This window comes from Seinonella peptonophila (assembly GCF_900129355.1).
In the GTDB taxonomy this organism is placed as follows: domain Bacteria; phylum Bacillota; class Bacilli; order Thermoactinomycetales; family Thermoactinomycetaceae; genus Seinonella; species Seinonella peptonophila.
Genome location: NZ_FQVL01000001.1, coordinates 321,464 through 340,352, shown reverse-complemented (window position 1 = coordinate 340,352; position 18,889 = coordinate 321,464). Strand labels below are relative to the sequence as shown.

Annotated in this window: 22 protein-coding genes; 14 read left to right on the top strand and 8 right to left on the bottom strand. The window is 34.9% G+C overall.

The window, feature by feature from the left end; genetic code table 11:
- Nucleotides 1–17: 17 nt before the first annotated feature.
- Genes qoxA through qoxD form a run of 4 tightly spaced genes read left to right on the top strand, consistent with a single transcriptional unit; the run spans nt 18 to nt 3,829 of the window.
- Nucleotides 18–950, top strand: coding sequence for a cytochrome aa3 quinol oxidase subunit II (qoxA, locus tag BUB71_RS01605; protein ID WP_073150918.1), 933 nt, complete (start codon nt 18–20; stop codon nt 948–950).
- On the top strand, nt 950–2,887 hold the full coding sequence (qoxB, locus tag BUB71_RS01600) for a cytochrome aa3 quinol oxidase subunit I (RefSeq protein WP_073150913.1): 1,938 nt from the start codon (nt 950–952) through the stop codon (nt 2,885–2,887). Before qoxA ends, qoxB begins: the two co-directional genes overlap by 1 nt.
- Before the next feature lie 2 nt (nt 2,888–2,889).
- Nucleotides 2,890–3,516 (top strand): cytochrome aa3 quinol oxidase subunit III, encoded by a 627-nt coding sequence (qoxC, locus tag BUB71_RS01595; RefSeq protein WP_073150910.1) that lies wholly within the window; start codon nt 2,890–2,892, stop codon nt 3,514–3,516.
- Nucleotides 3,509–3,829, top strand: a complete 321-nt coding sequence (gene qoxD, locus BUB71_RS01590; RefSeq protein ID WP_073150905.1) for a cytochrome aa3 quinol oxidase subunit IV — start codon at nt 3,509–3,511, stop codon at nt 3,827–3,829. The genes qoxC and qoxD overlap by 8 nt, the downstream gene beginning before the upstream one ends.
- Nucleotides 3,830–3,900: 71 nt before the next feature.
- On the opposite strand, the gene BUB71_RS01585 is transcribed toward qoxD, so the two are convergent.
- Nucleotides 3,901–4,170, bottom strand: a complete 270-nt coding sequence (locus BUB71_RS01585; RefSeq protein ID WP_073150901.1) for a spore morphogenesis/germination protein YwcE — start codon at nt 4,168–4,170, stop codon at nt 3,901–3,903.
- A 352-nt stretch (nt 4,171–4,522) separates the two neighbouring features.
- Between BUB71_RS01585 and BUB71_RS01580 the strand changes: the two genes are divergently transcribed.
- From BUB71_RS01580 to BUB71_RS01570, 4 genes are all read left to right on the top strand, one after another.
- Nucleotides 4,523–5,002 (top strand): anthrone oxygenase family protein, encoded by a 480-nt coding sequence (locus BUB71_RS01580; RefSeq protein WP_073152661.1) that lies wholly within the window; start codon nt 4,523–4,525, stop codon nt 5,000–5,002.
- Nucleotides 5,003–5,206: 204 nt separating this feature from the next.
- Nucleotides 5,207–5,764, top strand: coding sequence for a DUF1259 domain-containing protein (locus tag BUB71_RS01575; RefSeq protein WP_084730916.1), 558 nt, complete (start codon nt 5,207–5,209; stop codon nt 5,762–5,764).
- A gap of 332 nt (nt 5,765–6,096) precedes the next feature.
- Nucleotides 6,097–6,219 carry a hypothetical protein gene (locus tag BUB71_RS20155; protein WP_281248155.1) on the top strand — a complete coding sequence of 41 codons (123 nt, stop codon included), beginning with the start codon at nt 6,097–6,099 and terminating at the stop codon, nt 6,217–6,219.
- A gap of 101 nt (nt 6,220–6,320) precedes the next feature.
- On the top strand, nt 6,321–6,893 hold the full coding sequence (locus BUB71_RS01570) for a hypothetical protein (RefSeq protein WP_139278950.1): 573 nt from the start codon (nt 6,321–6,323) through the stop codon (nt 6,891–6,893).
- Between the two features lie 177 nt (nt 6,894–7,070).
- On the opposite strand, the gene BUB71_RS01565 is transcribed toward BUB71_RS01570, so the two are convergent.
- From BUB71_RS01565 to BUB71_RS19010, 4 genes are all read right to left on the bottom strand, one after another.
- Nucleotides 7,071–8,318: an MFS transporter gene (locus BUB71_RS01565; RefSeq protein ID WP_073150892.1), complete on the bottom strand. Its 1,248-nt coding sequence runs from the start codon at nt 8,316–8,318 to the stop codon at nt 7,071–7,073.
- Between the two features lie 179 nt (nt 8,319–8,497).
- The gene (locus tag BUB71_RS01560; RefSeq protein ID WP_073150888.1) at nt 8,498–8,779 is read right to left on the bottom strand and encodes a hypothetical protein; all 282 of its coding nucleotides are present in this window, start codon (nt 8,777–8,779) and stop codon (nt 8,498–8,500) included.
- A 472-nt stretch (nt 8,780–9,251) separates the two neighbouring features.
- Nucleotides 9,252–10,046, bottom strand: coding sequence for a hypothetical protein (locus tag BUB71_RS01555; protein ID WP_073150883.1), 795 nt, complete (start codon nt 10,044–10,046; stop codon nt 9,252–9,254).
- 80 nt (nt 10,047–10,126) lie between these two features.
- Complete coding sequence (locus BUB71_RS19010) at nt 10,127–10,285, bottom strand: DUF4291 family protein (protein ID WP_139278949.1); 159 nt, start codon at nt 10,283–10,285, stop codon at nt 10,127–10,129.
- Nucleotides 10,286–10,453: 168 nt separating this feature from the next.
- On the opposite strand from BUB71_RS19010, the gene BUB71_RS01550 reads away from it, so the two are divergent.
- From BUB71_RS01550 to BUB71_RS01540, 3 genes are all read left to right on the top strand, one after another.
- The gene (locus BUB71_RS01550) at nt 10,454–11,212 is read left to right on the top strand and encodes a peptidoglycan recognition protein family protein (protein ID WP_175552246.1); all 759 of its coding nucleotides are present in this window, start codon (nt 10,454–10,456) and stop codon (nt 11,210–11,212) included.
- A gap of 353 nt (nt 11,213–11,565) precedes the next feature.
- A complete protein-coding gene (locus tag BUB71_RS01545; protein ID WP_073150875.1) occupies nt 11,566–12,198 on the top strand; it encodes an O-methyltransferase in 633 nt (210 codons plus the stop codon).
- A gap of 120 nt (nt 12,199–12,318) precedes the next feature.
- Nucleotides 12,319–12,648, top strand: coding sequence for a DMT family transporter (locus tag BUB71_RS01540; protein ID WP_073150872.1), 330 nt, complete (start codon nt 12,319–12,321; stop codon nt 12,646–12,648).
- A 2-nt stretch (nt 12,649–12,650) separates the two neighbouring features.
- Here the strand turns inward: BUB71_RS01540 and BUB71_RS01535 are convergent, their stop codons facing one another.
- Nucleotides 12,651–13,244, bottom strand: a complete 594-nt coding sequence (locus BUB71_RS01535) for a TetR/AcrR family transcriptional regulator (RefSeq protein WP_073150867.1) — start codon at nt 13,242–13,244, stop codon at nt 12,651–12,653.
- Between the two features lie 114 nt (nt 13,245–13,358).
- On the opposite strand from BUB71_RS01535, the gene BUB71_RS01530 reads away from it, so the two are divergent.
- Nucleotides 13,359–14,717 carry a TcaA 3rd/4th domain-containing protein gene (locus tag BUB71_RS01530; protein ID WP_422785127.1) on the top strand — a complete coding sequence of 453 codons (1,359 nt, stop codon included), beginning with the start codon at nt 13,359–13,361 and terminating at the stop codon, nt 14,715–14,717.
- A 237-nt stretch (nt 14,718–14,954) separates the two neighbouring features.
- Here the strand turns inward: BUB71_RS01530 and BUB71_RS01525 are convergent, their stop codons facing one another.
- Together BUB71_RS01525 and BUB71_RS19340 are read right to left on the bottom strand one after the other, a co-directional pair.
- A complete protein-coding gene (locus BUB71_RS01525) occupies nt 14,955–15,551 on the bottom strand; it encodes a CAP domain-containing protein (RefSeq protein WP_073150860.1) in 597 nt (198 codons plus the stop codon).
- 386 nt (nt 15,552–15,937) lie between these two features.
- Nucleotides 15,938–16,111, bottom strand: a complete 174-nt coding sequence (locus BUB71_RS19340; protein ID WP_175552245.1) for a hypothetical protein — start codon at nt 16,109–16,111, stop codon at nt 15,938–15,940.
- A 263-nt stretch (nt 16,112–16,374) separates the two neighbouring features.
- On the opposite strand from BUB71_RS19340, the gene BUB71_RS01520 reads away from it, so the two are divergent.
- Nucleotides 16,375–18,177, top strand: coding sequence for a cache domain-containing sensor histidine kinase (locus BUB71_RS01520; protein ID WP_073150856.1), 1,803 nt, complete (start codon nt 16,375–16,377; stop codon nt 18,175–18,177).
- Nucleotides 18,155–18,889, top strand: a complete 735-nt coding sequence (locus tag BUB71_RS01515; RefSeq protein ID WP_073150853.1) for a response regulator transcription factor — start codon at nt 18,155–18,157, stop codon at nt 18,887–18,889. Before BUB71_RS01520 ends, BUB71_RS01515 begins: the two co-directional genes overlap by 23 nt.

Sequence of the window (18,889 nt, the reverse complement as noted above, 5' to 3'; positions counted from 1 at the left end):
CTGAGAAGGTGAAATCAATGCTTAAACATTCCCGAATGTTGATCACTATGGGATTTATACTGTTTACCTTTTTAATAGGGGGATGTAGTCAATTAACAGTACTTGATCCCCAAGGTCCTGTAGCGGAACAACAAAAAGATTTAATTCTTTGGTCAATAGTATTTATGCTGCTGATTATTGCTGTAGTTTACATATTATTTATATGGATTCTGTTGAAATATCGTAATCGTGAAGGTCATAAAGGATATGCTTCTCACCATGAAGGGAGTAAATGGTTGGAGATAGTATGGACTTTCATTCCTATCTTGATTGTGATTGCTCTAGCTGTTCCAACAGTGAAGACGATCTATTCTTTGGAAAAGCCACCAACAGAAACAGCTCATAAAAAACCTTTGGTGATTCATGTAACCTCAGTCAATTGGAAATGGATTTTTAGTTACCCTGAACAACATATTGAAACCGTTAATTACCTGACAATGCCCGAAGATCGACCAGTTTTGTTTAAGTTAACCTCAGCTGATGCGATGTCCTCTTTTTGGATTCCTTCATTGGGTGGACAAAAGTATGCGATGGCGGGTATGCAAACAGAGCTTTATTTGCAAGCGGATCATATCGGAGTGTTTGAAGGTCGAAACTCGAATTTTACAGGAAAAGATTTTGCTCAGCAAAAATTTAAGACAGAAGTATTGACCGAAGTTGGGTTTCAACAGTGGGTCAAAAAAACGCAGATCAAAGCACCAAAGCTAACGAAAGCTCAATATGATCAACTGATGCAGGAAGGTTTGGCAAAGGTTATGAGTTTTTCATCCACGCATTTAGATTGGGTTGATCATGCGAAGGATTCAGAGTATGCATTAAAAGTGCGAAATAAGTTGGAAAAACCCTCCATATCTTCAGAGAAAAAACCTCATAAAGAACACCATATGCATGAAAAAGGGGGAATGGAATAATGAAGTGGGATCAGTTCTTTATAACAGATGAACCATTGATTGTCGGGGCAGGTATATCCATTCTCTTAACAGGATTGGGAATTATTTTTGTACTGACTTATTTGAAGAAATGGAAATGGTTGTGGAATGAGTGGCTGACAACGGTTGACCATAAAAAAATAGGAATCATGTATATCCTTTTCGCTATTTTGATGCTGTTCCGCGGGGGCGTCGATGCTTTAATGATGAGGACGCAACTTGCTGTGCCAAATGCGCATTTTTTAGATGCCCAACACTACAATGAGATTTTTACCACTCATGGAACAATTATGATTCTTTTTATGGCGATGCCCTTTTTAATCGGGTTAATTAATGTCGTAATCCCATTGCAAATTGGGGCTCGGGATGTCGCTTATCCATATTTAAATGCAGTCAGTTTTTGGACCTTCTTTTTCGGTGCTTGTTTGTTTAACATTTCCTTTGTGATTGGTGGCTCCCCGTCTGCTGGTTGGACGAGCTATATGCCACTAGCTGGTAATGAATTAAGCCCAGGGCCTGGACAAAACTATTATCTACTCGGACTACAAATATCCGGAATTGGAACCTTGCTCACGGGGATTAACTTTTTGGTTACGATTTTAAAAATGCGCGCTAAAGGCATGACCTTACTACGAATGCCAATGTTTACTTGGTCTACTTTGATTACTTGCGTGATTATTATATTTGCTTTCCCGATTTTAACCGTTGCTTTAGCATTAATGACCTTTGATCGCCTATTCGGCAGCCACTTCTTTACCTTAGCCAGTGGAGGAATGGATATGTTGTGGGCAAATTTATTCTGGCTTTGGGGTCATCCAGAAGTATATATTGTGATCTTGCCAGCGTTTGGTATGTTCTCCGAAATTATCAGCACGTTTTCTCGGAAAACACTGTTCGGATACAAAGCGATGGTCTATTCGATGCTTGTCATTGCCGGGCTTAGTTTTGTTGTGTGGGTTCATCATTTCTTTACAATGGGATCGGGAGCAGCTGTTAATTCCTTTTTTTCAATAACGACAATGGCTATTGGGATTCCAACAGGGGTTAAAATATTTAATTGGCTGTTTACGATGTATAAAGGAAAGATTAGTGTTACTACGCCGATGCTTTGGTCGCTTGGGTTTATTGTGAACTTTGTTATCGGAGGCGTGACAGGGGTTATGTTAGCAATGGGCGCAGCCGATTATCAGTATCATAATACGTATTTCTTAATTTCCCACTTTCATTATGTCTTGATTGCAGGGACAGTCTTTGGTTGTTTTGCTGGTTTGCATTTTTGGTATCCAAAAATGGTCGGTTACAAGCTTAATGAAAGGATCGGGAAATGGTGTTTCTGGATCTTCACAATTGGCTTTAATATTTGCTTCTTTCCTATGTATATTCTCGGTTTAGATGGGATGCCGCGCCGAATTTATACTTACAATGCATCCGATGGTTGGACAGAGTTAAATATAGTAGCTACAATTGGTGCTTTTATGATGGGAATTGGTTTTATTCTTCTCGTGTATAACGTTTATTATAGTTTTCGCTATGCAAAACGTGAGCAAACAGGAGATGCATGGGATGGGCGAACACTGGAATGGTCAACCACATCGGCGATTCCTCCACATTACAATTTTGCAAAAATCCCTGAAGTAACAGGTTTAGATGGGTTCTGGAGAAGCAAGCAAGAGAAAGAGACTGAGAATGTAGAGTATAAGCCGATTCATATGCCAAGCTATTCAGGGCGACCGTTTGTCATGTCGGCTTTCCTTTTTATCAGTGGTTTTGGTCTTGTTTTTGAATGGTGGGCGATTGCAATTCTTGGCGCCATCGGTACGTTGATCTGTATGGTTCTTCGCTCCTTTGATTATGATGATGGTTACTATGTAAATGTTGAAGAGATTCAAAAAACAGAATCCGTATATAAGGAGGTATAAAATTGGATCACGGATATCAACAACACACGAATACAAATGCGCACTTAGAGTATCAGTCTGGACAAGGTAGGTTAAATATTCTTGGATTCTGGGTTTTTTTAGGAGCAGAAGTTGCTCTGTTCTCCACATTATTTGCCACCTATTTTGTGCTTATGCACCGAACAGCTAACGGTCCTGTATCAAGTGAGCTCTTTCAGGTTCCGAGTGTGTTAATCATGACATTTCTACTATTGACGAGTAGTTTTACATGTGGATTAGCTATACATGAAATGAGACGTTCCAATTTAAAAGGGGTTATTATTTGGCTGGTCGTAACTCTTTTATTGGGGGCTGGTTTTTTAGGATTTGAAATCAAAGAATTTATTGAGTACACACATGAAGGTGTAACTTTATCAACAAGTGCTTATTGGTCAGCATTCTTTGTTCTAACAGGTACACATGGTCTTCATGTGACATTAGGTCTTGGCTGGATCATATTGATCATGATTCAGTTAAAACAACGTGGATTGACACCGACGACAACAAGCAAGGTGTTTATTTCTAGCTTGTATTGGCATTTTTTAGATGTGGTTTGGATTTTCATATTTACAGGTGTGTACTTAATAGGGATGGTGATGCACCATGGATAATCAAAAACAAAATTCGTCTTTGGTAGACAATCGTTTTCCGTGGAAGCATTTTGTTGGATATCTATTATCAGTTGTGCTTACGCTCATGGCACTATGGATAACTTTTTCATCAGGATTTTCATTAAGTATTATCTTTGCAATAATCATTGTGCTAGCTATTCTCCAAGCTGTTTTGCAACTGCTCATGTTTATGCACATCACAGAGAGAAATAGCAAGATACAGACAGGAACGATGCTGTATGCAGCTTTTATCGCCATTACGATCGTTGCGGGTTCGATTTGGGTTATGTCAGCAGGACATGCAGCACATTAAAATCTTTAGTAATGATCATGGAAAAGAGGAGAGCGGGATGTTCTGATATCTTTCAGAACATCCCGCTTGTGTTATGGTTGTGTTTTATGATTTCTGCTTGCTAAGAGTGGTGAAGCATATAGCAAAAAAGCGGCAATATGGGCAAAGATAACATTTCCAATAAAGAGAGTGAAAAAGATAAATTGACCAACTGAACCTAACTGATCGCTAATATATAAGATAAAATAAACCCACATTAAAACTAGAAAGGGTAGATGCCATAAAGCTATCTTTCTTTTTTCAATCCATAAAAATAATGGTGTCGCGGTGGCTACAAACAGATAGATCATAAATATACTCATGCCCTCGCCCCTTTCTGTGATCTCGGATATTATATGTCAGGAATTCAAATGTTTTGTGAACGTTGTGTTACGTATAGTATACAAGGGTGTCATGAATTTGTCACTAATCGAGTCAATTAAATTTATATTCAGGCTGATTGGCATTTCCATGAATGGGAGGTTAAGATGATTGTTTGCATATAGATATAAAAGAAAGATATACTCATATATAAATTAATTCTCTAATGTTATATTTAGCCTGTTCTGTTTCAACACTGTAATTATTGTTATGTTGTATTAATCGTTTTATAAGCTGAATTAGAGAGGGTGTTTTCTAATATTAAATAAAATAATATTAACGTTGGCAGTGACAATGACTGGACTAGTCTCTGGTCTTTTTTATGGGTTTGCTGTTTCTGTTAACCCAGGGTTTTATCAATTATCAGATATTGAGTATATTCATGCTATGCAGGCCATTAATACTGCAATTTTAAATCCAATCTTTTTTATTAGTTTTATCGGAGCCGTCGTTTTTTTACCTGTTGCTGCCTTTATGTATAAGAAGCAATCTAAACATACTTTTAAATGGTTGATCACGGCATCGATTCTTTATATTGTGGGCGTGTTTGGAGTAACTACTGCTTTGAATGTTCCTTTAAACGATCAATTAGCAGGTTTTTCCATTAAATCTTCATCTATTCATCAAATTGGAGCGATGAGAACAAGTTATGCTGATGCATGGAATCGCTGGCACCTTGTACGAACAGTTTTGTCGATTATTAGTTTTGTGTTGTCTATTATTGCAATGTTCTCTTTAAGAAAAGTAAAATTGATAGAGAAAATTGAAGAATAGCTACAAAGGATATTTATTCTAGTTGTATGCAGATGTAAGGGTCATTCCTTCATTGGTTAAAAGGTACTAAGCAGTACCTTTTTTATGTATAACTAATTCATTAGACTGCCCGAAGAAATAAGCAATACGCTCTATTTTGTTATCACACATCTTTGTTGATGCACATAAATTGATCTTGAGAAATATTCCTGGGGTGATCTGTGTATGTACGATTGGAACTTGGAAAGCTGGAGACAGAACTTTTATACATATTATGGTTGGCCTCATCATTATTTTTATCGGTTACCGCAAAATGTTGTATCATCACCATTACCAGCTCAGATGCGGGTAACATCTAATCAGCAAGATATAAAATTAAACGCTAACAAAAGTTTATGCAAAATAGTGAAAGAAGCCTCTGGTCTACCTGTTAAAGAGAGTAAAGGGGTTTGTCAAATTAGCATTCATCGTGAGGACTTAACAGTTCTACAAAAAGGAGTAAAACTTCCTGGAGAGATGCTTTCATTAATGTTATCAGCAGATATTGCCGAAATAAATCATATAGCTTATTTAACAGCTGAATTTGCGTTACTTCAGGATGAAGTAAATCCTGTGATCGATCGAGTACGTCAAGCAGGCTTATTAGTAAGTGCTCTTCATAATCATTGGATTTTTGAGAAACCGAGGATTCTATATCTTCATTTTCAAGGATCGGGTAATCCTGCTGACTTGGCGGCTGGTGTTCGTCAGGCAGTGAACGCTACTAGATTTTCCAATAGGTAAGATATAAACATTATGAAGATAGGGTTAGAAGCAGCTTTTTAATCTCTTAGTCAGCGGATGAAAACGAAGAAATATATTTACTAACCGAAAAATATACATGCCATGTTTATTTGAATCAATCATATTCCATTCTAATAGATACTACCTTATAATTATTTTAAACCAAATAAAAAACCAAAAGGAGGGAAATATGGCTGATTCTATGAAAACCAGCACCCCAAAAAACGAAATTTTAGCACAGTTTGCTTTATGGAGACAAAATAAGATGATTTAGGTAGGCGCCCTCATGTTAGCTACTGGTATAACTTTGGGATTAGCAGGAGGATATACATTTGGTCGTAACTTACAACAACCTAGAAAAACCAAAGGAAACACAAACCATTCTTCAAGATACAACACATCCATCAGATAAAGTGCAGTCACTTATGATTGCAAAACAGAGGACACAAAAGTAAATGACAATCTTGTTAATAAACAAGATGGTTCTACATTCATTCGTTCTATAACGCAAAGTGATTCTGGCCAAATATATCTTGCTCAAAATAGCTTGAATCAAGTGAAACCAAATGAAATGAATGAATCGATGATGGCTGAAGGGGTTATTTGGCAAGAGGATCATGAAAAATCACAGACGAATCCTAATATACGTTTTCGTGAACCCGATGGAAGAAGCGTTCATTTTATAGGAGATAAATCAGAGATTATATCATTGCAACAACAAGCTTCGCGGTTAGGGTCAGCTGAATGTTGGAAATTGATTTACAATATGCCAAAAAAAGAAAAGCCAAGGCAAATGGTCGCACATTTTTATTGTGTAGATAAAGCGATAAATGCAGGAATTAGACCAAGTAAAGAAAATCCGATTATTAACTATTCTTTAGAGACCGATGGAAAAGAATCTATTAATATTCATACTGGCATCTTAGATGGAATGAGCGGACACTTTGACACTCATGTTTTCCCAGCAAACCCACTTCAGATACAAAGGATTGACGGTGTCCACGTGTATACCAACAATCCAACTGAAAAGCCGGAAGAAAGGTTAACCACCCTTGTACAAAAAGAAGGTCCTGGTGCTTGTGAACAATCGTTTGGATTTTACAAAATAGAGGATAGTAAAACGCGGTGAACCTACTACTCGATGAAGGCTCAAGCGGCAACTGAGTTAGTGAACAAGAATTGAGTGGTAGGTACGTTGGCGCGTGTTGCCGTTGGATCTACCACTCAGTGCGTTTCTACTATAAATTTATTGAGTTCCACTATATAGGCAGTGATCATTCCATCTGGTTAGTTTGTTTCGTCGAATCTATAGAAATATCTTTTTTTGATTGCGGCTAAATTTGAGAGCTGTGATCCAAAAATAAGGTAATCCAAAAGTTAATATCAAAGCATACCATGATAGAGATTCTTCTGCTTTGTGAAATTGCGTAATAAGTGCTATGAGAAGAACAAAACTAACCATACGTCCCAAACCAAGGGAAATTTCACGTGCTGCTAAATACTCAATATAATGTTCTTTTTTTGCTGGTTGTTGATGGATAAAATCAAACACAATGGTAAGTTGCGGTACATTATACCACGGTTTAGCAAGTGAAATGCCTAAGCCAAATAGTAATACAGTAATCCAAGTGGGATAGATAGCAAAAGAAAGTGTTAACAAGCTATGTATAAAAACTCCCCAGAAAATTGCATGATTGCGATTAGCGTTTGGAAGAAATCTCCCAACAAGAAAGTTACTTAAAAGAGCTAAACAAGCTAGCATACTGGTTAGTAATCCTAAATTCCATTCGTTATGGAAATATAAAAAGTAAATAACACTTGGTAAAAATAGAAATATTCCTTCGCAAAAACCATGAATAAAAATCATTTGCATACCCCAAAACCATTTTTTATTTGGATTTAGTGAAATTTTTAAGATCAAAGGGAGAGCAAAATGTTTTGTAGAAGAAGGTGGAATCTTAGTAAAGATGGAAAGGATTGTAGTGGTTAAATAGAGCAAAAGCGAAGTAGAGAAAATGTAGATATATCCGATCTTTCCTGGCATCAAAACAATGAATCCTCCTGCGATTGCTGGTGAGATAAGACTAGAAAGTGCCCCTGAAATTTCATTGTAACTATTAAATAAGCTACGTTCAGAAGTTTTAGTGAGAGAAACTGATAAGTAATGAAAACCTGTCCAATAAAAAATATAACCAGAGCCTTGTAATAAACCCATCAGTGCTATGTAATGAGCTGAATGATTTTGGAGTAATAATAGATAAAAAATCGCTAACAGTAAAGCCCCAATTCCAATGCTAAATGTAGAAGATTGATGCTTCAATAACTTACCAACAATAGGAACACATAGGAAAAATGTAATAGATTGATAAAGATAAAAGGAAGCAATATCAAACAAATTGTGTTGGATTTCCCAAATATATATACTCACAAAAATACTTGAAATCCCTTCAGCAAAACAGAAAAAAAAATGTAGTAAAATTATCAACTGTGCGGAACGATTAAGATGATGGTAATTTGTAATTTTAGAAATGGCTAAAAGTACTTTGTTCTTCATATGAATTATGCCTCTCTTAGATGAATAGTTACTTATAAAGCTTTTCATTTCATATACTAAGGATTTTGTATATGCATAAATATTGGAATAATTCGTATTTTCAAACTAATGGTTCTAATAACCTAACCCAATAATGATAAAAGCTGAATGGAATATTAGGAATATGAATTGATAAAAATCTATCTATTATTTGCTGATTTCCGTTCAATTGATTTTTTGTGCAAAAATGATTTGATATGGGTTGCTGTGCTTTCGTCAATCAGTCCGTTTGCGGCTAGTTGATCTAAGTTATTAGAGGCTTTCTGAAGAGTTTCATCAATTTTATCTGGTTGATTTTTAAAAGCACGTAAATATTTCCCAACTGAAATATGGACAAAAATTTTTTGGTTTTGCGTGCTATGATCAGCATTCACTTGCTCGCTCATCTTCCAGTATTTAGAATGATGTTCAGGTTTTTTCATAATATCCCCTCTTATCACGACAACTTATTTTGAACGAATTAATCTGTCAATAGATTGATAATGTATCTAATTAAATATAGTATATTATTCTTCCGTTTGATTTCAAAGACATATTCTTATCTGAATTGTTACCTAAATATTGGTCTAGAAGGCTATTGTATTATCCCTTTTTAGAAGATGAGTATTAGATGAATATTCATGATGCTACTACTTTGAGTATCGTTAGAGATTTGCCAAGTAGTCGCTCCACAAAAAACTTGCCAAAAGAAGTTGCCATTTGAAGAAATTGGTTTGATCATTAATTGGATATGTAGTTGGGGTATGGATCCTTTGACGATAATAGTAAGATTAAGTTGGTTAGAAATAGGAATTGTATACTTACTGACCTTTATTTTTGTTTTAACGCAGAAGTCAAGTTCATTGCTATAAAAGAGTTGTTCTTAAAGTAGATTGAGAACAACTCTTTTGCTTATTAGGATGTTAGTTTTTCTGATTGATAATAGATATTTTTATATTTTAAATATAGAAGCGATATAAAAATGGACAAGATTGGATTACACAAAGCATCTACAAAATAGCTTAGGAGTAAAAATATCTGTTTCCATTGCTGGAATTGAGATGCTATTTCATCAAAAAGTATGCTAGGGAGTAACAAGATAATCATAGCAAATACAACTAGGATAAATATTGCTAGTACATTTTTAGAGGTCAATTTCCAACTATGTGCAAAAATTTGTTGATAATTTTTTGAGGGATCATCGATCGATACTTGAAAGATGAATGTCCACCGAATAAGAAGATAAATTGTTGGGATTAGTAACAAAAAACCGATTAAGAATGTGAGCAACTGTAATAACGCTTGATACATTATCAAGTAAAGAAAAAATAAACTGAAACTTGGAATAAACACAATCAGTGTTAAAAAATTTAAGAACAATATATGTGACCAGCTTTTTCGAAACCAGTTTGATGAGAGAGTAGAGATTGTTTCTTTAAGAACATTGCCAGTGCAGAGTAAAGATAGAAGAGGAAAGGTGAGCAACATATCAAATAGTAAAAAACTTAAAGCAATCCAGATTTGACTTATGGAGTAATCAAGAGGTGGATTTTGCGTATCTAATAAAGTGATTTCTAATAAGTAGCTAGGCAATGTAAAAAGCAAACTAATGATAAATAGGAGAAAAAAAGTGCGACGATAGTATGTGAGTGATTGTGTAATTAATTGATAGAATGTGAGTGTGTGAAAGGAATTTTGATTTTGTTTCATGATGTTTCATTCCTCCAATTTTATATAAATAAATAGACTAAAAAAGCTAGTTATTTATTCATCGATACCAATATGAGTTTTTAATTGCTTATTTCAAGCTGAACAGCGAAATTTCCGATTGACTCATTATATGCTTGATAAACCCAGATTGATTGTTCATCAAATGTGGCTAATATATGTTTTCCTACTTTTGGACAACGCATTTGATATTGATCATAAAGTTCTGTTTGGATATTCATTATTTCCCTCCCATAAATGGAAGTAATTATCAATTGAGCGACTCAATTTACTACTTGTTAACTAAAACATTCAGGTAATTAGCAAAATTCACATGTCAGAATATAATTATTTAGAAGATTCGAATCTGCTAATAATGGGTAATTAGGAAAATAGAGGAGATGATGGTTATGAATATCATTGAAAAGTTAATCCCAATGAAATATAAGCGAATTCGTCCTGGAACAAAAAGGACACCTAAATATATTACCATTCATGAGACTGATAATACAGATAAAGGAGCAACAGCTTCTGTCCATGCTAACCTCCTTTATAATGGAAATAGCGAACGAGTAGCATCATGGCACTACACTGTTGATGAAAGCAGTATCTATCAAAGTGTACCTGACGATGAAGTAGCTTGGCATGCAGGTGATGGGTCAAATGGAACAGGAAATCATTATAGCATAGGGGTAGAGATATGTGTAAATAGTGATGGAGATTTTACCAAAGCGAAAGAAAATGCAGCATGGTTGGTAAATGATCTAATGAATAAACATAATATTTCTATTTCTGCTGTTGTCCAGCATCATCATTGGAGTGGTAAAGATTGTCCGCACAACATTCGGGGAGAAGGTTGGGATCACTTTGTTGAGCTTATAAAGAGCGTTGGGGCTAGAGACTCAAGCCCGCCTATATATGATAAGAATGCAGACTATCATCGATTGCTAAAGGTTATATCTCCTATGTTGCAAGGAGAAGATGTGAAACGAGTACAAAAAAGGTTACAGTCAAAACAAATTGATGGAATCTATGGTCTCAAGACTAAACAAGATGTTAAAGATTGGCAAAGAGTGCACGATGAACAAGGAAATGTGGCGAAATCAGGGAAAGGCTTAGTGGTTGATGGGATTGTGGGTCCAAAGACTTGGAAAGCATTATTTCGTTAAATTAGATAAAATCCGCTCCATTTAATGTGATGACCATTACATGAGATGGATTAGATGATATGGATAAATCAGTTGGCGCGGATTGCAGTTCAATAGCAGCTTTAAAACCAGAAATATTAATAGTCATGAGATAAAGAAATGCTTGATTCGGCTATGGAGCTAAAGGGTTGCCCAGGTAAGGGAGATGATTGATTTCTCCTGCAATCTGGCTTTTTTTGTTGCATGATCTATTTTTGAGAAAAATCCTTTTATCTGAGATATAATGAAAGCAAAATATAAATTCAGATTTATTGAGCAATTGTTCGAATATTTGCCGGTTTATTGGTAATATCATAATAATAATAAGGAGGGATATGATGAATGTAAAAGAATATGTTGAGCGTTTGTTTATTGGAGAAGATGCTTTACATACCTCAATATCTAAGGTTTTGCAGGAACGAAATATTACTCCTAAATCCATCTCATTAGAAGTAGCCAAAACATTACGATTGTTAGTTAAAATAGCTGGAGCAAAGAAGATATTAGAGGTTGGTACACTGGGTGGTTTTAGTACAATAAATTTTGCTAAAGCATTAGATGGAGTAGGAAGTGTAACATCACTTGAGATTGATCCAGAATTAGCTCAATTCGCTCAATCAAATGCGGAAACAGCAGGAGTGGGTTCACAAATCAATATACGAGTAGGTCATGCATTAGAGTCATTACAACAGTTGAGGGAAGAGCAAGAAACTTTTGATCTGATTTTTATCGATGCAGATAAAGAAAATTATACTAACTATTTGGATGCTGTAATCAAAATCGCACAGCCAAATGCTTTGATTATTGCTGATAATGCATTATGGGATTATCGAGTTTTAGATGAAAATGATCAAAGTGAAGCGACTATAGGAATTCGATCATTTAATGAAAAAATCGCCAATGATTCACGCTTAGAAACAATGCTACTCACGATTGGAGATGGGTTAGTTATTGCTCGGTTAAAATAAATCGGAAGAATATTTAAAAGAATACCCACTTTATGCAAACCGTTCTTTTTTAAAAAAGAATGGTTTTTTATGATTCTATATGAGTAAATGGGAATATCTAAGAATAGGAGGCGGTAATCAATGGCATATGTTTATTTAGCATTGGCGATTATTGGTGAGTTAGTTGGAACAACAGCTTTAAAAGCAACAGAAGGATTTTCTAAAATGCTTCCAAGCATACTTGTGATATTAGGATATGGGATTTCTTTTTACTCTCTATCTCTTTCGCTTAAACATTTTCCGCTAGGCATGACTTATGCGATTTGGGCTGGGTTGGGTACTGCTTTAACAGCAATTATCGGTTTTATTATGTGGAAAGAGTCTCTTCGGTGGCCGCAGTTGTTAGGTATTTTATTGATAATTGTTGGTGTCATCTTGTTAAATGTTTTTAAAAAAGGTACAAATGCTTGATTTTATATGGAGTCTATCGGATCAATTAATTGTAAAAAGGCGGGTACAAAATCTAGATAAGCCACTCTTTCATCGAGATAATTTTGCAATAGAAATCCATGAAATACTGAAATAGCTGTATTAGCAAGAATGCGGGCATCCATTTTGTTTCTGATTAATTTTTTCTGCTGGAATTGTTGCAAGAGATAAGCTAATGATGCTCGCCAGTTTTCGAATAGGTCGATTAACATCTTTTTAGCATGAGGATATTGATTTGTAGTAACAACAAGCTCAAATAGGATTGCAGATAACGATTCTTTATATGCTTGTGTTGCTAATTCCGCTGAATAAATTGCGAATAATTCAACCATTTCTCGTTCTTCCTTGTAGAGAATGCTTTCTAATTTTTTAAAGTAGCCTTGTACTCTTTCTGAGATTACTTGAATCAGAAATTCTTCTTTACTTGAAAAATGTGCATAGAATGCACCTTTCGAATAACCAGCTTCTTGAACGATATCATTTATGCTCGTTTGGGTGAAACCTTTTAAAGCGAATAAGCGATATCCAGTATCAATCAATTTTGAAATCGTGCTTAATGATTTTTGCTTTTGGTTCATGATGGCACCTCAGATTTAAAAAAGTCTATTGGAAATCAAATGAATAATGTATAATAAATACCGACTGGTCTGTATAGACCTCTAGTTAGCTATGGGAGAGTGATAAACTTGGAAGTGAATCTTCATTCTATTAAACAGCAACTAAGGGATAATATCAAAATTTTCATTGTGATTGGATTGGTACTGCTTACTGTTATTTTATATTTTATTTTTAAATCACCTGATGATGAAGAGCAAATAAAAATGATCTCATCCTTTGAAAAGTCCATCTTAATGGAAGATATACCATCGTTAAAAGAAATGATTGAGGTTGAAGATGACCAAATGCAAGTCAATGATGAAAATTTAAAGCAATTGATTATTTACTGCAAAAATCATCCAAATTATTTATCTAATTTGATTGATCATTTGTACGCACAATATGCTCTTTATACACAGCAATTGGATAATCAATCGCAAGTACTGGCTAACAAAACAAAAGAAGAAGTGGAGCAAGAAGGAGATTTTTATCTAAAAAAAGACAAAACGCTGTTTGGCACTTCATATCATATAGTAGCTCGAACCAAATATATCCAGCTGAATGTTGAAAATGAAGACGCAACTGTGAAAATTGGAGACAAAGTAATACATATAAGCAGAAAAAAGCCTCAAAAAGTGGGCCCTTTCTTCCCGAGTATCTATCATGCGGAAGGAAAAGCACAATTTCCTTATGCCAGTATATCTATTCAGAAAAAATGGGAGATTGATTTGCTAACTGGTAACGAGCAGACTGTCTCATCAAACGAACAAATCACCGGTGATACTGTGGAAATTAATACTAAATTCCCAGGTGTTCATTTATATAGTAATGGAAAAAATACATCACTCACTTCAGAAGGAAGTAACAATTCAGCAAGTGTATCATTCTATCCAATAACTGAGCAACAACAAAAAGTATATGGTGAACTCAAGTTGCCTTGGGGAAATGCTAAGTCAAATGAGGTAATTGTTTCAAAGAAAAATTCACAGAGTACTTATGAATTAAGCATTAATCCACTGATTAATGGACAGATCGAAAGATCAATGGTTCAAGCGATTGAAAATTTTTCTAAAGAAGTAGAACATGCATTTAATAAACAACCAGTAGAGCACATAAATCAAGTTCAATTTACAACTTATAATATTTTTGAGCAAAACAAAACGCTATTGACTCATATTAAAGGAGTAGCTTCTTCCCATTCAATAGCTGGAGTTCGTTTAAAAGGAATTGAGATTTTGCGCCTTCCAAAGTTGGACCCAGGATATCAATTAATCATACCGGTTCGCCTTACTTTTGATGAAATGAAAACAGAAGGTTTGACTATTGAAGGGCATGAATTTTATGAAGTGAGACTAAAATATGCAAACAAAAGCTGGCAAGTAAACCACGTCAATGAATTAGCTGGATACCCATTAAACTTTGACCAACAACAAAGTATTATGAAGAAATATTAATTCTCCTCTGTTGTTGGAAAGCCTCAAAACCTTGACAAATAGGGGGTTTGAGGCTTTTTGTTTTCAGGGAAATTCATATTGACCATGTACGATCCTTTAAATGATGAAAAATCGATGCCGCGAGGGATCGCCAACATACTGCTGTGAATTTTTCGGGTTCTGATCTGTTTGAAAAAGCCGATAGTCTGCGTTAAAGGGTCGTTTTGAATAAAACATTATATATCGTTAGTTTTTATTTTATTCTTGGATAAATAATTGTGTCCAATAAGTACCATAACTACCGCCTTTAACGTATCCCACGCCAATATGAGTAAAATTGGGGTTCAAAATATTTTCTCGATGTCCCTTACTATTCATCCAACCAGCTACTACTTTTTTCGGTGATTGATAACCTGCAGCGATATTTTCTCCACAACTCCGATAGGAAATTTGATGATTTGAAACCATATTACAAGGTGAACCATAAGTGGGAGATTGATGGTTAAAGTATCTTTTAGTTTTCATGTCCTCTGATTTTTTATGAGCAAGATCCGATAGTTTGGCATGAAGTTGCAAAGGCTTTAACCCTTGTTTTTTCCTTTCTTCATTAACTAAAGTAATAACATCCTTTTCGTATTGAGCTAATTGGTTGTTTTCTGATGAAGAAGGATTTATTTGATCATTTTGTTGTGTAGAGGGTTGTGGCTGGACTTTTTGCGTAGAAGCTTGTCCAATTTTTGTAACAATGCTATGTAGGTTAATATTTGATTTTTCAAGAGTAGAGAAACAGCTTTGTGCAAATGTACTAGCCGGCAAAATAAACATTAATGTAATAACTAACAACAGCAAGCGCATAGATTCATCTCCTTAATTTTTCTAATTGAGATAGATATTTCCTGTGTTTATGATACATGACTCATCTATTCGCATGACTGGTTAATATTTCCGCAATTTGAGATTTATTGGCTGATGTTGTTTACTTGACTATACTAGTCAAATTCGAAAAAACTGCATGGTAGTATAAGGAAATTGCTAGATCCAAATGGACATTGATGAGATTGAACGGATTAGGCAATATCCATTTTTATCAGGATTATAAAAATACATCCAGAGAGATGATATAAAAGGTAGAATATTCTGGAATATAGGGGTAAAATTCTAACGAATTTGAATATGAAATGCAGGCGAGCATCAAGTAAAAGAGGAGGAAATGGTTTTCTCCTCTTACAAATACTTTATGTCTATTCTTGATTGTTTTCGGATTTTTCTAAATCATATTGATGTTTGTTTATTGATACGTTGGTTTTCAATTCAATTTGCTCATGTGCTTCTAATATCATTTGAGAAATCGGTTGATCTTCTCTTTTTTTCACTTCCGCTAGTTTTCGATGGTCTTCCTCTTGCTTTTGCTGCACACTATCCAACTCCTCACTTTTTTGTAGTATGACATATTACTTTATATCTATACCATGAACAAATTAAATGAGAAATGAGAATACTATAAAGCCAACTACTTAGGGATCAAATAATATCGAAAATAAAATATAGTGATTGGTATAATTTAAATACTTGTACAGAACGGATAAAGTTAGGATAATAGATAACAATTCTTTGCATACAAATGGTCTTTGTTGAAAGCGTTTGCATAAATCACTGGTGTTTTAAAGAAGGGATAAGGATGCGTACATTATTTTTCCAGCAGATGAATTTGCAAAAGAAGTTGGCGATCATACTTGTTCTTTTTATTTTTGCACCAATTACTATCATCGGTATTTTTTATAATGTAAACGCGCAACGTTATGTGTCAAACCAAATTGATCAAGACACCAGTCAAACAGTAACACTTGTAAAAGAAAATACCGATTTACTTTTACAAAACTATGAGACCCAAATCAAATCAATTTATCAAAATGAAGAAATTATACGTCAGCTCCAAGCGAATAAAACAGACATAAAGAAAGGAAATGAAGAGATCTATCTTTTTCTACGTAAATTTATTCGTGATAACGAATCGATTGAATCGATCTATCTTTTCCCTTCACGATTTAACCAATTATTTTTTTGGGACTATAAAGGTTCTAATTATTTTATACATCAGTGGAAGAACCATCCCGAATGGCAAAAAAGTATCACAAAGAGCAACGGGAAGATCGTGTGGATAAAAACGTATCGAAGTCCGCCCAATCGTTATCATTCAAAAAATAATTATTATTTTTTAGGCGGATTTCAAATCAAAAATATCTCGAATGCTCTTGAACCACTAGGCACAATTTTATTCAATGTTCGAACAGAGGCGTTTGATCAGATTATGAATGATATCGAAGTAAGTAAAAATGGTTTTATCTTATTAGTTGATCCAATGGGTAATATCATTTGGCACCGTAACACATCCATCATTGGGGAAAACATTGCTCATTTAGAAGCTTTCAAAAAGCTATCCAAAAAAAATCAAGCTTTTGCGTATCAGAAACTGAATGGGATTGTTTATCGTGTGGGGATGATTCAATCCAAATATAACCAATGGCAATATCTTTCCTTTATCCCCACAGGTGATATTGAGGATAAAACCAAAGATATTAAAAAGTATACATTGATCATTCTCCTCATCATAATCTCCATTTTTTCATTACTTGCGTGGATGCTAGCTTTTTTTATTACGCAACCGCTTAGAAAATTATTGTTAGCAATGAATAAATTTGATCCCACTCATCTCCCACAACAGTTAATAACGAATTCAAAAGATGAAATTGGTGAGTTGCATGAAGCATTTAATCAATTAGGAGGGCGAATTCGTCAACTTGTTACTGAAGTTCAAACGATTTCATCAAAGGAAAAAGAGGCTGAGCTCAGAGCATTACAAGCTCAACTTAACCCTCATTTTATTTATAACACGCTTGATACGACCAATTGGATGGCGATAGAAAATAATGAATGGGAAATTAGCCAAATGATAACTTCTTTAGGCGATATTATGCGTTATACGATCAATCAAGGAAATAAATGGGTGTCCTTAGCAGAGGAAATAGAATGGGTTCAAAAATATGTTTATATCCAGAAGACTCGTTTTGAGGATCGGTTTCAAGTCAATATCGAGTTAGAAGAGCTTTGTCTTTCCTGTCTTATACCCCATCTTTTATTTCAACCATTTATTGAAAACGCGATTATTCACGGTATGGAAGATCGAGAGGGAGGGGGAAAGATTGAAATTCGAGCTTTTACTGATTCATCAAAAAAACAGCTGTTTGTTCAAATTAATGACAATGGTCAGGGGATACGGCCTGAAACAATGCTCCAGATAAAACAACGGAATAATGTTGGCATAGGGATTCGCAATATCCATGATCGATTACAGATTGAATTTGGTACTGAGTATGGAGTCGAGATAAAGTCAGAATGGGGAAAAGGAACGAACATTACGATTACTATTCCATATCTTGAAATTGATCGAGGTGAGGATAATGTATCAAGCATTCGTTATTGATGATGAACCGAAAGTTCGGAAAGGATTATCGAAACTGATCCCACAACTTGATGAAGAATGGGAGGTAGTTGGAGAAGCGGAAAATGGAGTAGAAGGGTTAAAACAAATTGAGCAGTTGCGACCGCATTTAGTATTTACAGATATCCGTATGCCCATGATGGATGGTTTGGATTTACTACATGCTCTGCAAACTTATCCACTGCAAGTTGTGATCTTGACTGGCTATGGTCAATTTGAGTATGCGCAAGCTGCGTTAAAGTTAGCAGCCATCGATTATTTGTTAAAACCGACAAAGCCACAAGAAATTTTTGAGGTGCTTTCCCGTGTGAAAAAAACGCAACAAAACCCACAGCCTATCGATTGGTTAAAGTCTACTCATCAAGAAAGTAAGGTTCAGATTGCTCTGGAATATATACACGAATACTATAAGCAAGATCTTTCGTTAGAAGATTGTGCTGCAAGTATTCAAATGAATCCTAGTTACTTTAGTTATGTTTTTAAACAGGAGATGGGTGTTAATTTTATTGATTATTTAACACATCTTCGTATAGAAAAAGCAAAAGAATTGATGGAATCTACAAACCAGCATTTATATGAAATATCACAACAGGTTGGTTATAGTGATCATAAGTATTTTTCTCGCATTTTTAAGCGAATTGTTGGGGTTACACCAAGTGGATATCGTTCTTTTTCAAACAGAGGGGAGCGATAA